General features: G+C 41.9%; 22 protein-coding genes. 12 read left to right on the top strand and 10 right to left on the bottom strand.

Translation table 11 applies throughout. The features are described 5' to 3' along the window. The first annotated feature begins 26 nt into the window (after positions 1-26). Entirely contained in the window at positions 27-800 is a 774-nt protein-coding gene (locus H6G86_RS21740) for an MlaE family ABC transporter permease (RefSeq protein WP_174712921.1), read from the top strand. 186 nt (positions 801-986) lie between these two features. Here the strand turns inward: H6G86_RS21740 and H6G86_RS21735 are convergent, their stop codons facing one another. Beyond that, positions 987-1,436, bottom strand: a complete 450-nt coding sequence (locus H6G86_RS21735) for a hypothetical protein (RefSeq protein WP_163933671.1) — start codon at positions 1,434-1,436, stop codon at positions 987-989. Positions 1,437-1,635: 199 nt separating this feature from the next. Beyond that, a complete protein-coding gene (locus tag H6G86_RS21730) occupies positions 1,636-2,763 on the bottom strand; it encodes an ABC transporter ATP-binding protein (RefSeq protein ID WP_190936043.1) in 1,128 nt (375 codons plus the stop codon). A gap of 202 nt (positions 2,764-2,965) precedes the next feature. Between H6G86_RS21730 and mrdA (H6G86_RS21725) the strand changes: the two genes are divergently transcribed. Next, positions 2,966-4,813 (top strand): penicillin-binding protein 2, encoded by a 1,848-nt coding sequence (mrdA, locus tag H6G86_RS21725; RefSeq protein ID WP_190936042.1) that lies wholly within the window; start codon positions 2,966-2,968, stop codon positions 4,811-4,813. A gap of 334 nt (positions 4,814-5,147) precedes the next feature. Continuing rightward, positions 5,148-6,968 carry a penicillin-binding protein 2 gene (mrdA, locus tag H6G86_RS21720; protein ID WP_190936041.1) on the top strand — a complete coding sequence of 607 codons (1,821 nt, stop codon included), beginning with the start codon at positions 5,148-5,150 and terminating at the stop codon, positions 6,966-6,968. A 15-nt stretch (positions 6,969-6,983) separates the two neighbouring features. On the opposite strand, the gene H6G86_RS21715 is transcribed toward mrdA (H6G86_RS21720), so the two are convergent. Together H6G86_RS21715 and H6G86_RS21710 are read right to left on the bottom strand one after the other, a co-directional pair. Further along, positions 6,984-7,259 (bottom strand): hypothetical protein, encoded by a 276-nt coding sequence (locus H6G86_RS21715; RefSeq protein WP_190936040.1) that lies wholly within the window; start codon positions 7,257-7,259, stop codon positions 6,984-6,986. Between the two features lie 65 nt (positions 7,260-7,324). Further along, on the bottom strand, positions 7,325-8,128 hold the full coding sequence (locus tag H6G86_RS21710) for a M15 family metallopeptidase (RefSeq protein ID WP_190936039.1): 804 nt from the start codon (positions 8,126-8,128) through the stop codon (positions 7,325-7,327). A 102-nt stretch (positions 8,129-8,230) separates the two neighbouring features. Between H6G86_RS21710 and H6G86_RS21705 the strand changes: the two genes are divergently transcribed. Then, positions 8,231-9,148 carry an AEC family transporter gene (locus tag H6G86_RS21705; RefSeq protein WP_190936058.1) on the top strand — a complete coding sequence of 306 codons (918 nt, stop codon included), beginning with the start codon at positions 8,231-8,233 and terminating at the stop codon, positions 9,146-9,148. Positions 9,149-9,179: 31 nt separating this feature from the next. Here the strand turns inward: H6G86_RS21705 and tsaB are convergent, their stop codons facing one another. After that, positions 9,180-9,836, bottom strand: coding sequence for a tRNA (adenosine(37)-N6)-threonylcarbamoyltransferase complex dimerization subunit type 1 TsaB (gene tsaB, locus H6G86_RS21700; protein WP_190936038.1), 657 nt, complete (start codon positions 9,834-9,836; stop codon positions 9,180-9,182). Between the two features lie 583 nt (positions 9,837-10,419). Then, positions 10,420-10,668 carry a Ycf34 family protein gene (locus H6G86_RS21695; RefSeq protein WP_114084947.1) on the bottom strand — a complete coding sequence of 83 codons (249 nt, stop codon included), beginning with the start codon at positions 10,666-10,668 and terminating at the stop codon, positions 10,420-10,422. Between the two features lie 86 nt (positions 10,669-10,754). Between H6G86_RS21695 and H6G86_RS21690 the strand changes: the two genes are divergently transcribed. Beyond that, the gene (locus H6G86_RS21690; RefSeq protein ID WP_190936037.1) at positions 10,755-12,074 is read left to right on the top strand and encodes a tRNA nucleotidyltransferase/poly(A) polymerase-related protein; all 1,320 of its coding nucleotides are present in this window, start codon (positions 10,755-10,757) and stop codon (positions 12,072-12,074) included. 349 nt (positions 12,075-12,423) lie between these two features. Beyond that, positions 12,424-12,825: a response regulator gene (locus H6G86_RS21685; RefSeq protein ID WP_190936036.1), complete on the top strand. Its 402-nt coding sequence runs from the start codon at positions 12,424-12,426 to the stop codon at positions 12,823-12,825. 274 nt (positions 12,826-13,099) lie between these two features. On the opposite strand, the gene H6G86_RS21680 is transcribed toward H6G86_RS21685, so the two are convergent. From H6G86_RS21680 to H6G86_RS38815, 3 genes are read right to left on the bottom strand one after another with little or no spacing between them, the layout of a single operon-like run. Further along, positions 13,100-13,360, bottom strand: a complete 261-nt coding sequence (locus H6G86_RS21680) for a uracil phosphoribosyltransferase (protein ID WP_190936035.1) — start codon at positions 13,358-13,360, stop codon at positions 13,100-13,102. After that, a complete protein-coding gene (locus H6G86_RS38820) occupies positions 13,330-13,440 on the bottom strand; it encodes a hypothetical protein (protein ID WP_313931328.1) in 111 nt (36 codons plus the stop codon). The genes H6G86_RS21680 and H6G86_RS38820 overlap by 31 nt, the downstream gene beginning before the upstream one ends. Continuing rightward, positions 13,436-13,579, bottom strand: coding sequence for a hypothetical protein (locus H6G86_RS38815; protein WP_190936034.1), 144 nt, complete (start codon positions 13,577-13,579; stop codon positions 13,436-13,438). Before H6G86_RS38815 ends, H6G86_RS38820 begins: the two co-directional genes overlap by 5 nt. Positions 13,580-13,720: 141 nt before the next feature. Between H6G86_RS38815 and H6G86_RS21665 the strand changes: the two genes are divergently transcribed. The 6 genes from H6G86_RS21665 to H6G86_RS21640 all read left to right on the top strand — a co-directional run bounded on the left by H6G86_RS21665 (position 13,721) and on the right by H6G86_RS21640 (position 18,609). Next, positions 13,721-14,203: a tetratricopeptide repeat protein gene (locus tag H6G86_RS21665; protein ID WP_190936033.1), complete on the top strand. Its 483-nt coding sequence runs from the start codon at positions 13,721-13,723 to the stop codon at positions 14,201-14,203. A 21-nt stretch (positions 14,204-14,224) separates the two neighbouring features. Then, entirely contained in the window at positions 14,225-14,560 is a 336-nt protein-coding gene (locus H6G86_RS21660; RefSeq protein ID WP_190936032.1) for a substrate-binding domain-containing protein, read from the top strand. A gap of 243 nt (positions 14,561-14,803) precedes the next feature. Then, complete coding sequence (locus H6G86_RS21655; RefSeq protein WP_190936031.1) at positions 14,804-16,150, top strand: FAD-binding oxidoreductase; 1,347 nt, start codon at positions 14,804-14,806, stop codon at positions 16,148-16,150. Between the two features lie 148 nt (positions 16,151-16,298). After that, on the top strand, positions 16,299-17,126 hold the full coding sequence (gene thiD / locus H6G86_RS21650; protein WP_190936030.1) for a bifunctional hydroxymethylpyrimidine kinase/phosphomethylpyrimidine kinase: 828 nt from the start codon (positions 16,299-16,301) through the stop codon (positions 17,124-17,126). 190 nt (positions 17,127-17,316) lie between these two features. Then, complete coding sequence (locus tag H6G86_RS21645) at positions 17,317-17,925, top strand: cell division protein ZapB (protein WP_190936029.1); 609 nt, start codon at positions 17,317-17,319, stop codon at positions 17,923-17,925. 345 nt (positions 17,926-18,270) lie between these two features. Beyond that, positions 18,271-18,609 (top strand): P-II family nitrogen regulator, encoded by a 339-nt coding sequence (locus H6G86_RS21640; RefSeq protein WP_012410794.1) that lies wholly within the window; start codon positions 18,271-18,273, stop codon positions 18,607-18,609. A gap of 113 nt (positions 18,610-18,722) precedes the next feature. Here the strand turns inward: H6G86_RS21640 and rdgB are convergent, their stop codons facing one another. Next, positions 18,723-19,301, bottom strand: a complete 579-nt coding sequence (gene rdgB / locus H6G86_RS21635; RefSeq protein WP_190936028.1) for an RdgB/HAM1 family non-canonical purine NTP pyrophosphatase — start codon at positions 19,299-19,301, stop codon at positions 18,723-18,725. Positions 19,302-19,325: the final 24 nt, after the last annotated feature.

Raw genomic sequence — 19,325 nt, 5'->3', positions numbered from 1 at the left:
AAAAGCCAGTCTTAAGGACGATAAAATTGCGACTAAAAACAAATTTTGAGCAATCTCAGATTGCACGCTGTTGTGCGGCAGTGCTGCTTTTCGGTCAAGTGTGGCTACATTTTATTCAGGGAAAAACTTACTACCGCAAAATTATGCAACATCTGGTGACTGCTGGTCCCGGTTCTATCTCTCCAGTTCTCCTGGTTAGCGGTTTTGCAGGAATGATTTTTACTATTCAGACGGCAAGAGAATTAGTCCGATTTGGGGCTGAAAATGCTGTGGGAGGTGCTTTTGCCTTAGCTTTTTGTAGAGAATTAGCTCCAATTTTAACCGCTAGTATTATGGCAGGACAAGTGGGTTCTGCTTTTGCAGCAGAAATAGGTGCAATGCGGGTAACTGAGCAAATTGATGCACTTTATATGCTCAAAACTGATCCCATTGATTATCTAGTACTTCCTAGAGTAATTGCTTGTTGTTTGATGGTGCCTTTGATGACAATTTTGGCTTTAGTTACTGGGATTATTGGCGGAGTTTTTGCCGGCTCATACTTTTACAAAATTATTCCTGAAACATTTTTAGAATCAGTCAGAAATTTTTTAGAGCCATCAGATTTGTTTATTATTTTGTTAAAAGGATTTATTTTTGGTTTGCTGGTTGCTGTCATCGGCTGTAGTTGGGGTTTAACTACTAAGGGAGGAGCTAAGGAAGTAGGAGAATCGGCAACAAAGGCAGTTGTTACTAGTTGGGTATCCATTTTTATCATGGATTTTTTCCTTTCTCTACTACTATTTGACCAGCCTGCATTTTGAAGGGAGTAGGGGGAAGGGCAAGAAAATTAGTGGTAACAGAGCTTGTCTATTCGCATAGCGTCCCATAGGCAAGTACAGTTTTCCTTCTGCTCCTGCCTTCATTTATCGAAAATTTGGGTAAGAAATATCAGTTTTGAAGCTTTGGTAGAGCCCACCACAGACATCCCTAGTTTTTTTGAGTATACTTCATAACTTTACCAGAACGTGGGAATATATTAACTCGTAAATTAACGCACCCAAAGCTAAACCTGCAAATGAAAAGATAGATGCAGTAAAAAAAGCTAGACCTTCTCTAAGACCTGCTCTTTGGAAATCTATCCTGACTAATATAGTTGCCGAAATAATGAGTAAAGTATCAAGAAATACCCGAAACCAGGCAATCATCAGAAAAAATAAGAAAGCTGCTAAGACGGCAACGCCAAAAGACCTGATGTTTGATTTAAGCAAAATCCTAAGATAATAGGTCATTTTCGGCCAAGGAGTGGTCAACGTCACTATTAAAAGCAAGATTGCAACCACAGTCAGCACCCACACAAACAGAGGAGCGTGTGTTTCAGATATTACCCAGCCCAAGGTACTGTAACTAAGCAGTACTAACGCCAGGGACACCCAAGGAACTCTTTTAAAAATTGACATGGGTTAATATTCCTAGTACAGGGTCAAGGTATTATTACATTATTAAATTTTATATAGGAATGCGCTTTGATTTTTGTTCGTCCAGCGTGGCGTAGCCATAATTATTTGGCTTAAGAGGCAACAGGAAAAAAGGCTCTTTGAGTTGCACCTAGCTTCGCAAAAATCAAAAATAAGCTTTATGGAAGGCAGACTATTATAACTATTGACTAATAGCTAAACAATCATTTTCTGCCCACCAAGCGTAGATTGGCGTGTCACGGTCTGGTAAAGCACCAAAAGTATTAGGTTGCAATACATTTATGCTAATACCATTTGTTAATTCCACAACATAATTAACGTGTGTGCCCAAATACATAACATTAATAAGCCGCCCTTCAAAGCAGTTAGCTGGCAAATTGGGTGGATAAAGCGAAAGCTGTATTTTTTCTGGGCGCACACTCACTACTACCGCTTGTGATAATTGAGATGGTGTATCTTCAGAGCGGCTAATGATAATTGAGAGTCCTGTTTTTGTGGAAATTTTAATACTAGAGGAGTCTACCGCTACGATTTCACCACTAAATAAATTAGTATCGCCAATAAAATCAGCAACAAAAGATGTCTGGGGACGTTCGTAAATTTGGCTAGGAGTGCCAACTTGTTCAATTTTGCCTTGGTTCATAACGGCAATGCGATCGCTCAAAGATAATGCTTCTTCTTGGTCGTGTGTCACCATCACAAAGGTTACTCCCAAGTCTTTGTGTAAATTTGATAACTCAACCTGCATTTCTTTACGTAGTTTTAAATCTAACGCCCCTAAAGGTTCATCCAGTAATACCACAGTGGGACGGTTGACTAAAGCCCTTGCTAAAGCGACTCGTTGCTGTTGACCGCCAGAAAGTTGACTGGGAAAGCGCGATCGCAAACTTTCCATTTTCACTAACTTTAAAGCGTCTTGAACTCTAATTTCAATTTCCGATTTGTGGATTTTTTTTAACCGTAGTCCAAAGGCGATGTTATCCCAGACATTCAAGTGATTGAATAGAGCGTAACTTTGAAATACAGTATTGACGGGTCGGCGGTAAGGCGGCACATTAGTCATAGACTGACCCTGAATCAACACTTTGCCAGCATCAGCGATTTCAAAGCCAGCAATTAAACGTAGTGTTGTTGTTTTGCCACAACCGGAGGGGCCTAAAATACTAAAAAATTCTCCTTGTCTGACATCCAAGTCTATTCCGTGTACTGCTGGTTCTTGGTTAAAAAACTTGAACACGTTACGCAGTTCAACATCAAGTGGCTGAAAAGTTGTTATCCCCCTCTGATTCTGCATGACAATTTGAGCCATAATCCTTAGTAGAATGCCGTGATCTTACGTAACTTTGCCAGTAGTCTATTGGGCAGACTATATTTGACACTTTGGTTTATTGTATCCGCCAAAAACAATTGTTCAAGAATATACTTGCCCGATTTTTTCATACCCAGTCTTGGGCATGAGTTTAGGGTAATTGTATACAGATAATACCGTTCTTAGAATCATTCTTTATCTTATGTCTTCATTCCCATTAATTGGCAGCAAAAAAGATACACGTACAGTTGGACGTGGTTTCCAATCAATATTTTTAATCATATTTACCCTCTTAATGACCACTGGGATTGAGGCTCGTTTGGCCTATTTGCAAATTGTTGAAGGCCCAAAACTCCGAGAACGAGCCGAAGCGAACCGTATTCGGATGATTTCTAAACAACCAGAGCGAGGTAATATCTTTGACCGCAACGGTAAACTTTTAGCCAGTACTCGCTATCCTAGCTCTGTATATTTGTGGCCAATGGCACATACTAAGCCTTCTTGGTCTGTAGTCGGCCCGCGTCTAGCGCAAATTCTCAACATTCCTCAAGATGAGATGGAAAAAAAATTAGAACAAGCAGGTGCTAATTCTTCTTCACTCATCCGAATTGCTCGCGATCTCAATGAAGCAGAAATCACAGCGCTTAAGGAGTATAAAAATGAACTCCCAGAAGTGGAAATTAATACAGATTCTGTACGTTATTATCCTCATGGAAAGCAATTGGCTCATGTATTAGGCTATACGCGAGAGTTGACCGCCGACCAGTTAAAGGATAAGAAGCAGGAAGGCTACCGGCTGGGGGATGTAATCGGTCAGATGGGGGTGGAAAGAGCTTATGAGAAAGTGCTACGAGGCGAATGGGGTGGTCAGCAGGTGGAAGTGGATGGTGCGGGTAGACCAATCCGAGTTGTGGGCGAAAAACAGGCAAAGGCTGGTAACGATTTGCATCTGACCATAGATTTGGATGTGCAACAGGCAGCAGAAAAAGCTTTAGGAAATCAACGAGGTGCGATCGCAGCACTCGATCCAAATAACGGTGCTGTTTTAGCGCTGGTATCTTACCCCACCTTTGACCCGAATATCTTCTCAAAACAAAAACTCTCCCAGAAAGATTGGGAAAGCGTGCAAGGGAAAGATCATCCCTTGGTTAATCGTGCCCTGAGTGCCTTTCCACCTGCCAGTACTTTTAAAGTTGTCACCACGACAGCCGGATTGGAATCAGGTGAATTTTCTCCTGACTCAATATTACAGACCTTTGGTTCTCTTACCGTTGGTGGGGTGACTTTTGGTGAGTGGAACCACGCTGGATTCGGGCCATTAGGATTTCCACGAGCGATCGCTATGAGTAGTGATACTTTCTTCTATCAAGTTGGTAGAAAAGTTGGTGGCCCAACTTTAATCCAATGGAGCCGCAAATATGGATTTGGTCAAAAAACTGGCATTGAATTTCCCAATGAAGAATCAAAAGGCTTGGTTCCAGATGAAATATGGAAGCAGAAAGTTTTGAAGACACCTTGGACTGTAGGCGACACCATTAATATGTCAATTGGTCAAGGCGCTTTACAAGTAACACCGCTACAATCGGCGATTATGTTTTCTGTCCCTGCTAATGGCGGGTATCGAGTTCAGCCGCATTTGCTCAAAGACAATGAAGAAGCAAAAAGTTGGCGAGAATCGTTAAATATGAAGCCGACAACGATCAAAGTTCTCCGCGATGGACTGCGGAAGGTAGTGAGTGAGGGTACTGGTAAGCGCTTGGACGTGCCGACAATTGCCCCAGCTTCTGGAAAGAGTGGTACTGCTGAAGCTGGTGTCGGTCGCCCAAATCATACTTGGTTTGGTGCTTATGCCCCTAGTAATAAGCCGGAAATTGTGGTTGTGGCTTTTGGTGAAAACTCTGGCGAACACGGCGGTACTATTTGTGGGCCAATGGTTTTACAAGTACTAGAAGCTTATTTTCAGCACAAGTATCCAGGTAAGTATAAAAAATCTCAGCCTGATCCATCAGAAGCTAAAACTCAGAATTCAGGACATGGCACTGGAGACTAGTGCCGCAGGGCGGAATTAAAAATTAAAAGTGACGCTCGCAGACTCGCTCTAAGCGAAGCTATGCCGCAGGCTTTACGCTGCGCTAAAGAAATTAAAAATGAATACAGCCTAAGTGTTTTATTCATTTGGAATGGGTGGTTTATTTCCGCCGAACTGTACTACTTGTGCAAAATTCAGAATTCAAAAAGTCTTTGGGCGACGCAATGGAAGAGAGTAGCTTATGGTATTAATTGAAAACAATTAATCACTGCCTATTAGTTTGCCGTTAAATACCTGCTAAGAATTGAGCAGAGTTGTTTACAGATAATCTTAATTTTGAAATCTTCTTTTTCTTATGACTATATTAAAACCATCTCCACTTGGCGGACAAAAAAATACACGTACAGTTGGACAAAGTTTCCAGCCGATATTTTTAATTATATTTACTCTATTAATGTTGACGGGCATCAGTGTTCGTTTGGCATATTTGCAAATTACTGAAGGAGCAAGCCACCGAAAACGAGCTGAGTCAAATCGAATTCGGATGATTGCCAAACAACCAGAACGGGGTAACATTTTTGACCGTAATGGCAAACTTTTAGCCAGTACTCGCTATCCTCGCTCTGTATATTTGTGGCCGATGGCACATACCAAGCCTGCATGGTCAGTTGTGGGGGCACGTCTATCTCAAATTCTTGAGATTCCCCAAGAAGAGATGGAGAAGAAATTAGAAGAGGCGGGAGCTAACTCTTCTTCACTTATACGGATTGCTCGTAACTTGAATGAAGCACAAATTACGGCATTGAAGGAGTATCAAACAGAACTTAAAGATGTAGAAATTCATACAGAAGCCGTTCGCTACTACCCCCACGGCAAGGAACTAGCTCATGTATTAGGCTATACGCGAGAACTGACCGCCGACCAGTTAAAAGAAAAGAAGCAGGAGGGCTACAGATTAGGTGATGTGATTGGTCAAATGGGAGTTGAAAAAGCTTATGAAATAAGTCTGCGAGGCGAATGGGGGGGGCAGCAGGTAGAAGTCGATGGTGCAGGTCGACCACTCCGGGTTTTGGGGGAGAAGCAAGCGAAGCCTGGTAAAGATTTGCACTTAACCCTAGATTTAAATATGCAAAAGACAGCAGAAAAAGCTTTAGGCGATCGCGACGGTGCAATTGTCGCACTTGACCCCAAGAACGGTGCCGTTTTAGCAATGGTATCTCACCCCACCTTTGACCCCAATATTTTCTCGAAGCAGAAACTCAGCCAAAAAGATTGGGAAACTGTACAAGGTGCAGATCATCCCTTGGTGAATCGCGCCCTCAGCGCCTTTCCACCTGCTAGCACCTTCAAAATTGTCACTACCACAGCTGGTCTAGAATCAGGTAAATTTTCTCCTAGTACAGTCTTGCAAACCTACGGTTCCTTAACTTTTGGTGGTACCCGATTTGGTGAATGGAATCACGCCGGATTCGGGCCGTTGGGTTTTGTTGGTGCATTACAGTGGAGTAGTGATACATTCTTCTATCAAATTGGTCGGGGAGTCGGCGGCCCAACTTTAATTGAATGGACTCGCAAGTATGGATTTGGTAAAAAAACCGGCTTTGAGTTTGCCAACGAAGAGGCAAAAGGTTTAGTGCCAGATGAGACATGGAAACAGAAAGCTTGGAAGATACCTTGGACAGTAGGAGACAGTATTAATATGTCAATTGGTCAAGGTGCTTTACAAACTACACCCCTGCAAGTCGCCATCATGTTTGCCGTGCCCGCGAATGGTGGCTATAGAGTCCAGCCGCATTTGCTTAAAGACAATGAAGAAGCAAAAAGCTGGCGAGAATCTTTAAATATGAAGCCGGCAACTATAAGTGTTCTCCGGCAAGGGCTACGGAAAGTAGTAGCGGAAGGTACTGGTAAGGCTTTGAATCAGCCAACGGTTCCCCCAGTCGCGGGTAAAAGTGGTACTGCCGAAGCCTGGAAGGGACGTGTTAAGCAAAATCACGCCTGGTTTGGTGCTTATGCACCTGCTGAACAGCCAGAATTTGTGATTGTGGCATTTGCGGAACATTCCGGCGGTGGCGGTGGTAGCATTGCAGCGCCAATGATCTTACAAATTATGGAGGAATATTTTCAGCGCAAATATCCAGGTAAGTATCAGAAACCAACGCCTAAGAAAGTATAAAATTGTAACTTGGCATTACCGTAATTTTACTTTGTCATCGAGATAAAATTTCCCGACCAGATGCGATCGCCAAAAAAATTGCTGAATACTACTGTCCAGCCCTTCAGGAAGTGATTCTTCAGCCTCCGTTAGGAGAAGAAGACCGATAAAACTAATCAGTGGTGGGTTCAAGCCCTCACTCACTGATAGCGCAGTGTCGTAAAGCCTTCTCTTCTCTTTCAGAGACGCTACGCGATCGCTTAGAGCGAGTCCACTAGCGTCCAATACGCTTTGGTTAAGGGCTACTGGCAAAAATTTTGGGTTTTTGAGACGCGATAAATCGCCGTCTCTACAAGTCTTCTAAAATCGAACAACTCCTATGGCGATATCTTAGCGGGTTTCAGATTTCTGGCTTTGTAGAACATTTCCAAGCTGTTGCGATCGCCAACAAAACGCCAGTGCCAAGGCTCATAACTCACACCTTGAACATTATCTTTAGGAAAAGACATTTCAAAGCTAAAACGTGCTGCATTTGCTTGCAGCCATTGATAAGCCTTAGTCTTGTCAAAATTGGTTTGGAGATTAGTTGCTGGTACCGATCCATCCCCAACATCCACAGCATAACCTGTGTGATGTTCGCTATGACCAGGAGGAGCGCTGAGGGCAGCTCGTTCTGCTGGCGTTTGATTTCGTTGGGCACCGACACCAAAAAACAATTGTTCCTGGTCTTTAAGTGAGCGAAAGCCAGAAATTGGCACTAAAGTTACACCTGCACTCCGGGCTGTTGCTACCATCTCCTCAAACTTTTGGGCAGCAGATTTTCGCATTCTAATGCCCCTATTTGCGGAGATGGTTACTAGTTCTGACTGAGGCGCTTCTGGGTAAGGAAAATGCCCTAATATCGTTTCGCTAGAATTATTAGATGGTGCTGGAGTCGGAGGAGTAGAAGTCGCTGGTAAAGGTTGAGAATCGGCGATTTTTTTGGGTGCAGTGACGAAAAATAAAAAACCGCTAATTAAAGCCAGCAGGATAAATCCCACCACTCCGCCAATCAGCATAATTTGGGGCTGCAACCACATTTTGCGTGCTGCAACAGGTGTATCACGTACAGCCACTGGAATATCATCACCAAGGTCATTCGATGAGTTTTGCGGTTTTCCAGAAAACCCTGCCTTATTCAAGGGTAAACTCCTGTTTTTGTGGAATAGCCATAACAGATTTTGCACTGGACAAAAGTAGACGTAACAGGTAGCATTTTACATCTGTGGTTTTTAGGCGCAATCTTGACAAACCTTTTAGAACTATACGTCAAGCTGGGAGGATTAGTCCTGGTAGGTTTTGTTCTGGGACGCAAACTACCTGTAACAGTTCCTACACGTTTGGGACAGTTTCTTTTTTGGGTGGGAGTACCCATAAGCATAGTATCTTTTTTACGTCAATCCAGCTTGTCAGGGCAAATTTGGATTGCACCTGCGATCGCTTACCTAGCCATTTTACTAGGAGCATTTTTAGCTTGGTTAGCCATTAAAGGACAAGCCTATTTTAAAAATACTGTCCTCCAACCACCAACTCAGGCTAGCTTGATATTAGCCGCAATGTTGGGTAATACAGGTTATCTTGGTTTTCCCATTACCTTAGCAATGGTAGGCAAGGAATACTTCGCTTGGGCGTTATTTTACGATTTGTTAGGTTCATTCCCAGGAACTTACGGTTTGGGTGTATTACTAGCAGCGCGTTTTGGCGGCGGTGTCCAGAATCATTGGCAGATTGCCAAGTCTATCTTAATTAATCCTGCCCTGTGGGGTTTTGGATTTGGCTTACTGTTTCGGCAGGTGACAATTCCCACAGTTACGGAATTCTGGTTAGAAAAATTTGCTTGGATTAGTGTAGCTTTATCCCTAGTATTAATTGGAATGCGACTGGCGCTGCTCAAATCTTGGCGTAGCCTACCACAAGTAGGGATAAGCTTGGGAATCAAAATGCTGCTAGTTCCCTTGATTTTAGGTAGTCTATTACCACTGTTTGGATTAACTGGGGCGATCGCAAAGATAATCGTGCTACAAATGGCCATGCCTCCAGCTTTTGCCACACTGGTAATTGCTGAGACATTCAATCTTGATCGCGATCTGGCAGTTACAGCCCTAGCTACTGGGGCTATAGTATTGTTGGTTACTCTCCCCGTTTGGCTGTGGCTGTTTTGATTTTGGATTTATGCACTGTGACACATATCAGTTAAATTTCTACTGGATGTTGCCCATAATATGGCAAGGCCTCTGACCAATTAGGATATTTACCTTCTTGCCAATCGAGATTAGCTAATTCTAAAATACTTGTTACCGTCGCTGCTAACCCAGATTTTGCTTGAATTAGCTGATAATTAGTGTTCCAATTCGCTAAGGTTTCCTGCCATGCTTCTGGTGTGAACACTCTATCTGGTAAACACACTTTTAGTTTACAAGTATCTGGATCAAACTGATAAATAGCAGCAAAAATTTGACCTCGTTGAGCTGGCATTTCCACAGCAATAGTTTTTGGGTTTGGACTTTTGCCTGCTTCTGCCCAAGCTACCGCAGCCAAAGTTGAAATTGCAAATACAGGGATATCTAATTGTTGCCCTAAAGTTCGAGCAGTGACAACGCCAATGCGAGTTCCTGTAAAGCCACCAGGCCCTTTTGCAACTGCAATGAAAGACAAATCTGCCCAAGTTTGCGGTTTGATAAAGTCAATTAAATATTGATGGATTAAGCTAGATAAATCACGTCCCAAATCCCAAAGTTGAGAGCGATTCTCACTAGCAAAGTTACTAATTGCCAATCCTAATTCGGGAGTGGTGGTGTGTAGTGATAAAGCGTATTTTGTTACTGTGAGGTGTTTTAGTTCTGTAGTCAAAGTTAATTAAAATATTGATTTTTCTATAGTTAACTTGATATAAACCTCATCTATGTTGAAACCTAGGTTTTGTAAAAGATATATTGATGTAGATTGGGTGGAGTGAAATGCAACCCAACATTACCACCTTATTTATGTTGGGTTACGCTATCGCTGCACCCAACCTACAAAACTATGGTTTTTAAGGTAGACGATGTTTATCTATTCAAGCACATCATAGTTATGAATTTTCACTTTGTTTTTATCCCCATGAGGGGAAGTAATTGAAAAACTCTACCCTTTTATAAACCTTACTATGACAGTTTTTGAAGGGTTCATTTTAGCGGGTATCTAATTTACCTATCATTCAGCTTAAATTATTGACAATAGGATAAGGGTCTAGCGTCCTCAAATTGCTTACAACACAGGCTTGACGAGGGGTTAAACGAAAGAAAAAGGGTTTTAGCGATCGCTATACCCCCACGAATAACCTACGTGTGTAAAGTCAAACTAAATACTTTTAATCTCACTAGGAAACTTGGGATGGAATTGTCAAGATTTTGTTATTAATGGACTTGAGGCAGAATATACTACTTTTGACTTTTCAAGTCGGCACTAATTCACCAGGACGCAATTTCGACCACTTACCCGTTTCCCGCTTGAAGCTGAGACAACCAACAACATCCCATTCCATCTCAATCACATCATCGTTTGTCCGAATATTGACATTGATAGAAGGTTCATTCGGATCAAAACTTGGTGTTTCAGTCAAGTGAGGCTGTTGGTGCTGCCCTTCTACGGCATGATAGGTAACACAGCTGTCTACATAGTGGCAGTTCACACAAATACACATAATAGAACCAACTCCAGGGGCCTTTATTGTTAATCTAACTTAAGCCCAACCGTTATTCATGAGTTGCTGGGTTGATTTTTATTACAATGCATGAATCAATTCCTTCTACCCTAGCTCCCGAAAATTGGCCTTTTAGTTTAGAATTCTTGCCACAACCCGCTTACATGGTAGGTGGCGCTGTGCGAGATGCACTACTTGGCAGAACTCGTGAATATCTGGATCTAGATTTTGTCATACCATCTAAAGCGGTAAAGGTAGCAAGAGCGATCGCTCATCATTACAAAGCTGGTTTTGTGTTACTCGATGCAGAACGACAAATTGCTCGTGTGGTTTTTCCCCACGCCACAGCCGACTTTGCCCAACAAGAAGGAGATAGTTTAGAGGTTGATTTGCACAGACGGGACTTTACAGTAAATGCGATCGCCTATAATCCCCATACACAAGAAATTATCGATCCTCTACAAGGCTATGTAGACTTACAACAGGGCATTTTGCGAATGATATCACCCGCAAACTTAGAAGATGATCCTTTGCGCTTAATGCGAGGTTATCGCCAAGCCGCCCAATTAGGTTTTACTATTGAGCCAGGTACCCGAACCGCAATTTGTTCTTTAGCATCACATCTGAGCAAAGTTGCAGCCGAACGAGTTCGGGTAGAAATTGGCTATCTACTGGCAAATTCTCAAGGTACTCCTTGGATCGCAAGTGCTTGGGAAGATGGTTTACTTGCTCCTTTCTTCAAAAATGTTACTCGTGAAAGCTTGAACAAACTAACCGCTATTGACGATGCAGCCACCTTAATCACAGAAAATTGGCAACAATTAGGCGCAAAACTCCAAGAATATGTCCGCGATAGTATCAAAACGACTTGGTTAGGTATTGCCAAACTTGCTTGTCTTGTCAATCCCAATCCAGAATTAGCAGAAATAGAGCTACAACAACTAACTTATAGTCGTGCCGAAATCCGGGGTGTAACCACTGCTTTAAAGTTGTTACCGCAGTTTAAAGTAGTTGATATGTCTTTGCGAGAACAATATTTATTATTCCGTGACGCAGATATTGTGTTTCCCACTGCGGCAGTATTGGCTGTGGCACTTGATAATTTGGTAGAGGCGATATCTGGTGACAAGCCACAAGTCGCTACAAGTTTGGAAACCAAAGCAAGGGACTGCCCTGTCTTGACACTTTTAATCAACCGCTACCTTAACCCTGACGATCTGGTTGCTCATCCCTCTCTACTAGTGAGCGGGAAGGAGTTGATCATAGCATTAGATATTCCAGCTTCACCAATCATTGGACAACTTTTGACAGAAATTGCCGTAGCACAAGCTGAGGGAAAAGTCTCAACCCCAACAGAAGCGATCGCTTATGCACGTCAATTACAAGAAAAGGCAGAAGGGAAATAAAAAGAAGTGTATCTAGCGTTTTGAAGGGTGCGTTCCTTCTCCCTGCTAAATTGAGGGAGTTAGCTGTAGTACTAGCCAGAAAATTGCGATCGTTTAATCAATATTGTCAGTATACGCATCATATATGCTACTATTTGCTTGATATTGTCATGTTGTGTTTTTCTTGCAATTTAGCATAGATGGATAACCTAATGGATTATACACCAGTCTATTTATTTCATGGCCTAGTTAGTCGGCAGAAAGCATTCTCGTATATTTACTTAAGCACATACCAGAAAAAAATACCTCTTAGTTTTCCTAGTAAGCGGAGTCTTTATGCGTAGGCTTTTTTGGATAGGACTAACTGCTAATGAATGGAATGCCTTTAATTTTAGTTGTAGAGCATAATCTACATGATTTAGAGCTACTTAATTCTCATCTAAGAATATTAAATTTTTCATGCATTTGTACCAAGCAAGGGGTGAGGGCTGTGATGTTAGCACAAACTCATCAACCAGATTTAATTCTACTAGATACGATGCTATGTAATTTGAGTGCTAACCGAGTCATTCATGACCTCAAACACAATTCAAAAACTGCTACTATCCCAATTATTGCAGTAACACATCTAACAGATTTACAAGATGATGAATCCACTACGCTTGCAGGATTTGATGATTGTATTACTAAACCCTATGATTTTAATCAATTAGAAGTGGTAATCAGTCGGCATATTCAGTTTCAAAACTTAAGTATTCAATATTACAAGTAAGTGAGCGTAAATAATTGTCGTTGGCATAAGGCAATAGGGTTTTAGCCTAGTTCATTTTTATTTACATAGTTTATTATGCCAACTTACTTAGTAGATGTTCAAGAAATAGGCTGAGAGAGTTTTCTGTAGTTTTGCAATATATTTATTACGAATTTATTTAAGCTAATTATCTAATTTTGGCAATGTAAAAGTTGTTAATCAATGATTAATGAAGTCTCCCATTAACTATTGCATTGATGGTAATTTTTTGATGGGTAATCAGCTTATTTTGTGTTCAATAAGTGTAGGCATAGCCTGCATTTCCCAAACCAGGAATAATATAGCTATATTTATCCAAATTATCGTCTATTAAATATGTATAGAATATCACATTATAATATTGCTTACAAAATCGCTCGACACCTGATGGTGCAGCGAATAAGCAGATAATTGCATATATCTGCACCAAACGCAAAGACTTCATCAACGGCTTGTTAGGATAACCGATCGCAGCCAGATTACTGGTCAAAACACCTTCAAAGGCGATCGCGTCCACAACTCTATAAACATGCTCCTAGTTTGTTCAAATAAAGTACGACGCAACTGTGGTTCTGCAATCTCAAAGCGCTTGCTAATTTCTGGTAAATGCCAAATTAGGCATAGTCATTATTTCTTTAGGGATGTTTTCTCCGCTATTAGTCACTAGGAATGCGTCAACTACCTCTAGCGAGTTTTTATTTTTATGACCCTGAATGTCGAGTGTAATATTAGTCATATTGCTGAATACAATAAAGCACACAGGAAATTCATAAATAGCGATTAATCAACGTGAATTTAAAGATGACTTTAAAAATGGCTCAGTAGATATATTTTGTGAGAAAGTTAATACAAAGGTATATTCACTGATTTCAAATTCATGGATTCTTTATCTATCAATTCCTTACTTGAAGAGTTGAAAAACCCCGATGCTACAGTCCGGGACAAAGCAACCAGAAAAATCTGGCGGATCTGGTTTCAGCAAAAGGGAATCTATGGGCTGGAAATAATTGACCGTAGTCAAAAGTTGCTGGATGCAGGTGAAATTGCTGAAGCTGAAACAGCGCTAACGGCACTCATTAAAGACCAGCCAGATTTTGCCGAAGCCTGGAATCGTCGTGCTTTCCTCTATTACAGTATTGGTGATTATCAAAAATCTTTGGCAGATTGCCAGATGGTTATACAAATAAATCCGATACATTTTGGGGCACTTCACGGTATGGGGTTGTGTTATGCAGCACTAGGAGAATATGGTGAAGCGATCCGAGCTTTTAAACGTGCTTTAGAAATTCAGCCCTATTCACTAGTGAATCAAAAGTTGATTCTAGAATGTACATTTAGATTCAGCTACAACGGCAGATAGGAAAGAGCATCATACTGTTTTATGAATCTGTCATCACCCTCATCAACAGCAATTCATCGCCTTAGTCGCCGCAATTTTATTCAATACGCTTCTACCTGGATTGGTAGCAGCGTTATTGCTGCTTGTACTAACAGCAACCAACCATCAACTAGCAATTCTCAGTTGGATAAACTTACGTTAGGTAAAGACTGGATAGCACAAGCAGAACACGGCGAATTTTACCACGTAATCGCTACTGGTATCTACAAAGACTACGGTTTAGATGTCAATATCAAAATGAGTAACTTTCAGCTTTCCAGCGCTACTCAATTATTGATGGGGGGTACGGTAGATTTCTTTATGGCATTGATGCCGTGAACGCCATAGCACAAAGTATTCCCAAAATTACAGTTGCAGCAATTTCCAGAAAGACCCTTGGTGTCTTGTTACACATCCCAACTCAGCAATTAAAATCCTTGCCTACTTCAAAGGCAAACCAATTTATATTAAATAAGTGGCATGAAAGTGCTGTAAAAAATGAGAATTAAAATTTAAAAACACAGAGGAGTTAATTCTCTGCTAACCCGTGCGTCCCTATGCGTCAAAAAAAGGATATCAACTATGACGATAAAATTGGATGCCCTGATTAATTCTCTAGAAGGTATAGAAACCATTACCGATTCTGCCCAAGTAGCAAAATTATCCCAGGATTATCACAACTTTAGCCCGGTACTGGTACCGAAACTAGAGGGGAAAGTCGGGGATATTGTAGTGCGTCCCGCCAATGAAGCAGAGGTTTTAAAAGTTGCAGCCGCCTGTGCGAAATACCGTATACCCGTGACAGTCAGGGGTGCGGGAACAGGAAATTATGGGCAATGCGTACCCTTACATGGTGGCGTAATTTTAGATATGACCCGGATGCAAGGGATTCCTTGGATAAAACCGGGGGTGGCGCGGGTAGAAGCTGGCGTGAAGTTAGCGGCTTTGGATAAAAAAGCCAGAGAGATTGGCTGGGAAATTCGGATGGCACCCTCGACTTACCGCACAGCGACAATTGGCGGATTTATTGCTGGGGGAAGTGGGGGTGTTGGCTCGATCCAATATGGGTTACTAAGCGATCGCGGTAATATCTTAGCACTGCGAGTAATAACTGTAGAAGATGAACCTCGTGCGATCGAATTACGCGGTGATGATGTACACAAGGTGAATCATGCTTGGGGAATTAACGGCATCATTACCGAAGTAGAAATCCCATTGGGGCCAGCTTATCCTTGGGCAGAAGTCATTGTCACATTTGACGACTTTATGACAGCAGCAAAATTTGGTCAGGCTCTTGGTAATGCTGATGGCATGATTAAAAAGTTGATTTCTGTCTTTGCATCCCCAATACCCCAATATTTTCACGCCCTACAACAGTACATTCCTGAAGGGACTCACGCAGTATCTTTGATAATTGCTGAATCGAGTTTGGAATTCTTACCGGGTTTGGTGCAGCAATATGGCGGTCAGATTACTTATGAAAAACCAGCTGAGGAAGCAGCCAAAGGAACACATTTAATAGAATTTAGCTGGAACCACACTACCTTACATGCTCGGAGTGTAGATACTACAATTACCTACTTACAAAGTATGTTCCCTATTGATTGCAGTTTGCAAGTGGTAGAGCAGTTTTATCATCACTTTGGCGATGAAGTCATGATGCATTTAGAATTTTTTCGCCTCAACGGTGCTGTAGTTCCTGCTGGTTTGCAACTTGTTCGCTACACCACAGAAGAACGCCTCAATGAAATTATTCGCTATCACGAAGAACAAGGTGTAAATATTGGCAATCCTCACACGTATATTATGGAAGACGGAGGCAGAAAAGTTATTGCTTCTGAACAGTTAAAATTTAAAGAAATAGTTGACCCATATCGGTTGATGAATCCTGGTAAAAGCAAGGTTATTCAATTACCAATTCAAAATTAGCAACCTACAGAAACACATACAGCAGACTTCAAGTTGGGTGTTATATACAAGCTAAGTCTCAAAGGTAAGAATAAAGCGTGTTTTAGTTCTGTTAGCGTAGCCCATTCTGACTCCTTAATTCTGCTGTCTCAGAACTTTGTCTTTAATAATGAACACTGAAATAAACTCTAGAATATCTGTTGCGTTAACCATTGCTGGTTCAGATAGCGGTGGTGGTGCAGGAATTCAAGCTGATTTACGCACCTTTGCTTTTCACTGTGTCCACGGTACTAGCGCTATAACCTGCGTCACGGCACAAAACACTCTAGGAGTGAAAAGGGTCGATGCTATGGCAGCAGAGGCTGTTGTGGCGCAAATTCAGGCAGTAGTTGAGGACATTGGCGTGCAATCTGCCAAAACCGGTATGTTGCTCAATCAGGAAATTATTTTTGCTGTTGCCCAACAGGTGGAAGCTTTAGAAATCGAGAATCTAGTAGTTGATCCAGTAATGGTGTCACGTACAGGGGCACAATTGATTGATGATGATGCTGTGAAGACTCTATCCCATGCCCTGATTCCCAAGGCAGTTATCATCACGCCGAATCGCTACGAGGCCCAGATTTTGAGTGGGTTACAAATTAATTCCGTGGAGGATATGCAAGCTGCTGCTGAAATTATTCACAAGACTTTACGGGCGAAGGCTGTTTTAGTCAAGGGCGGCGGTATGCAGGGAGATTTGCGTGGCGTTGATATCTGGTTTGATGGGGACAAGTTGGAAGTTTTGACTTGCCAGCAAGTAGAGACAAAAAATACTCATGGTACTGGGTGTACACTATCAGCTGCGATCGCTGCTAATCTGGCTAATGGAAATGACTTGTGGTCGTCAGTGCAACAGGCTAAGGAGTATGTGACTACTGCACTCACTTACGCCTTAGATATTGGCAAAGGGCAAGGTCCTGTAGGACACTTCTTCCCACTTGTGGGGACTAAGGACTAGGGACTGGGGACTGGGGACTGGGAAGATTAACCAATTCCCAATGCCCAATTCCCAATTCACAATGCCCCAATAACAAATCTTTGCCCTTTCGGAATTTTTCTATTATTCTTGGGCATAGTTTCAGGGCTGACTATCTCTGTTAGCATCTCTGTACGATCTACTTACCTTGATTTTTAATACCAAGCCACCGATGCGAACAACCATAGGTTCTGTTCACAGAAATTCGCCAACACCGACTACTCAAGCCTACCCTCCCTCTGTACCACTATCTGTATACAGAGAATTGTCAGCAGAGTTGCAAGCAGCACAGGCGAGGCTAAATGCACTCACTACCCAAAATCAGCAACTAACACAAGAAAATCAACTATTACGCCAAGAAATTATCAAAGTTGTTGATTCTTTTTCTCATTTGCAAAATTTTGTGGATTCCCATGTTGCGCCTAGCTATCAGCAAGCCACCCAAGCTTCTAGCGATGTAAAAAGCGCTGCGAAAGTGCCAGTAACTCAAGCGCCTCCACGCCAGCAGGTTGCTCATCCGCGTCCACCTGTTGTCTCCAAAGCTCCACCCGAAAAAAGCCGCCGCCAAAACTTTGCGACACCTGTAATGGAAATGAATTTCCCCATACAAGAACCAGTTTTTATAGAAGAGCAACAAGTAAGTTATTATTCCACTACTGAGTCAGATCCCAAGGGACTCAATGGCTGGTGGTTAATTATCACCATCTTGCTAATTATGCTTACTGCCTTTAGCGCTGGATATTTTGTTGTACGTCCTTTGTTTGAACATCAGAAACGTTAGTTGACACTCCCACAGTCAGCAGCAGGCTAACGAACAATTTCTCTGCAATCACTCTCTAAATATCTGAAGATATCTGCTAAATCGCGGAATTTATCTATTTTTAGGTTATAAAAGCTACATAATATGCTAGCTTGACAACAAATTCTTTATATTAGAACCTCAAAGATTATTTAATTAATAAATCCTTGCTGGTTCTCATGTCTCAAACATCAAGCAAAGAATCTACACTTTAAAAAAGTGGTAATTATTACATATCTTTTAGGAAAAGCACTGGTAGTTACAGCTTCAGACAAAGGATCTGGTTAGATATATAAACGAAGCTAGTAGAAGTCAGGAGTCAAGAAGATGAAAAAAGTAGAAGCTATTATCCGCCCATTTAAGCTAGATGAGGTAAAAATTGCCTTGGTTAACGCAGGTATTGTTGGTATGACTGTTTCTGAAGTTCGGGGGTTCGGACGGCAAAAAGGCCAAACTGAACGGTATCGCGGTTCTGAGTACACCGTTGAGTTTTTGCAAAAACTCAAAGTGGAAATCGTCGTTGACGACAATCAAGTTGATATGGTGGTAGACAAAATTATTGCTGCTGCCCGCACTGGTGAAATCGGCGATGGTAAAATTTTCATCTCGCCTGTTGAGCAAGTGATTCGGATTCGTACTGGCGAAAAGAACACAGAAGCAGTTTAAAAAAGTTATGAGTTAAGAGTTATGGGTTGTGAGTCAGGACTAAATGAATGAAGATTTAACAGAATTCATAAATCCTAACTTTTGTAGAGACGCGATTAACCGCGTCTCTATTCCTAACTCCTAACTCTCTCCAGTTGCGGAAGTAAAGCTGTAAAAGCCTTGCCTCGATGACTTATTGAACCCTTCAACTCTCGTGTCATCTCAGCAAAAGTCAATTGCAACTCTTGCACATAAAAAATTGGATCGTACCCGAAACCACCATCACCACGGGGTGCGTGAAGAATTTCACCACGACAAATACCTTCAGATTCTAATGCGATCGCACCATCAGGACGAGCGATCGCTACTGCACAAACAAATTGTGCTTGTCGATTTACCTCGTTGCCTAATTCTTTCAATAACCTAGCAATCCGTTCTGAGTCGGTTTTGGCGTAACGTGCAGAATAAACCCCTGGTGCGCCATTTAGAGCATCTACTTGCAAGCCAGAATCATCCGCAATCGCCCAGTTTCCCGTAGCCTTAGCAATTTGCGATGCTTTCAAACAAGCATTAGCGGCAAAGGTTTCGCCCGTCTCTTCAATGTCTAATTCTTCAGGTTTGAGGGTTAATTCCCAACCAGAATTTTCCAGGTAAGCCTGCATTTCCTTCAACTTACCTGGATTTCCTGTAGCTACTACAAGTAATTTGGTCATTGGTAGTTAGTCATTGGTCACTTG

Origin of the sequence: Nostoc sp. FACHB-133, from assembly GCF_014698055.1 — a bacterium.
GTDB lineage: Bacteria > Cyanobacteriota > Cyanobacteriia > Cyanobacteriales > Nostocaceae > Nostoc.
The sequence above is the reverse complement of the archived record's forward strand: the minus strand, read 5'-3'. Positions and strand labels throughout refer to the sequence as shown.

What these genes read in the sequence shown, in the direction of transcription:
- rdgB (WP_190936028.1), bottom strand. Translation starts at nt 19,301, where the DNA reads ATGACCAAATTACTTGTAGTAGCTACAGGAAATCCAGGTAAGTTGAAG.
- mrdA (WP_190936041.1), top strand. Translation starts at nt 5,148, where the DNA reads ATGACTATATTAAAACCATCTCCACTTGGCGGACAAAAAAATACACGT.
- thiD (WP_190936030.1), top strand. Translation starts at nt 16,299, where the DNA reads ATGAACACTGAAATAAACTCTAGAATATCTGTTGCGTTAACCATTGCT.
- H6G86_RS21645 (WP_190936029.1), top strand. Translation starts at nt 17,317, where the DNA reads ATGCGAACAACCATAGGTTCTGTTCACAGAAATTCGCCAACACCGACT.
- H6G86_RS21660 (WP_190936032.1), top strand. Translation starts at nt 14,225, where the DNA reads ATGAATCTGTCATCACCCTCATCAACAGCAATTCATCGCCTTAGTCGC.
- H6G86_RS21640 (WP_012410794.1), top strand. Translation starts at nt 18,271, where the DNA reads ATGAAAAAAGTAGAAGCTATTATCCGCCCATTTAAGCTAGATGAGGTA.
- H6G86_RS21695 (WP_114084947.1), bottom strand. Translation starts at nt 10,668, where the DNA reads ATGTGTATTTGTGTGAACTGCCACTATGTAGACAGCTGTGTTACCTAT.
- H6G86_RS21735 (WP_163933671.1), bottom strand. Translation starts at nt 1,436, where the DNA reads ATGTCAATTTTTAAAAGAGTTCCTTGGGTGTCCCTGGCGTTAGTACTG.
- H6G86_RS21665 (WP_190936033.1), top strand. Translation starts at nt 13,721, where the DNA reads ATGGATTCTTTATCTATCAATTCCTTACTTGAAGAGTTGAAAAACCCC.
- H6G86_RS21655 (WP_190936031.1), top strand. Translation starts at nt 14,804, where the DNA reads ATGACGATAAAATTGGATGCCCTGATTAATTCTCTAGAAGGTATAGAA.
- H6G86_RS21730 (WP_190936043.1), bottom strand. Translation starts at nt 2,763, where the DNA reads ATGGCTCAAATTGTCATGCAGAATCAGAGGGGGATAACAACTTTTCAG.
- mrdA (WP_190936042.1), top strand. Translation starts at nt 2,966, where the DNA reads ATGTCTTCATTCCCATTAATTGGCAGCAAAAAAGATACACGTACAGTT.
- H6G86_RS21685 (WP_190936036.1), top strand. Translation starts at nt 12,424, where the DNA reads ATGAATGGAATGCCTTTAATTTTAGTTGTAGAGCATAATCTACATGAT.
- H6G86_RS38815 (WP_190936034.1), bottom strand. Translation starts at nt 13,579, where the DNA reads ATGACTAATATTACACTCGACATTCAGGGTCATAAAAATAAAAACTCG.
- H6G86_RS21690 (WP_190936037.1), top strand. Translation starts at nt 10,755, where the DNA reads ATGCATGAATCAATTCCTTCTACCCTAGCTCCCGAAAATTGGCCTTTT.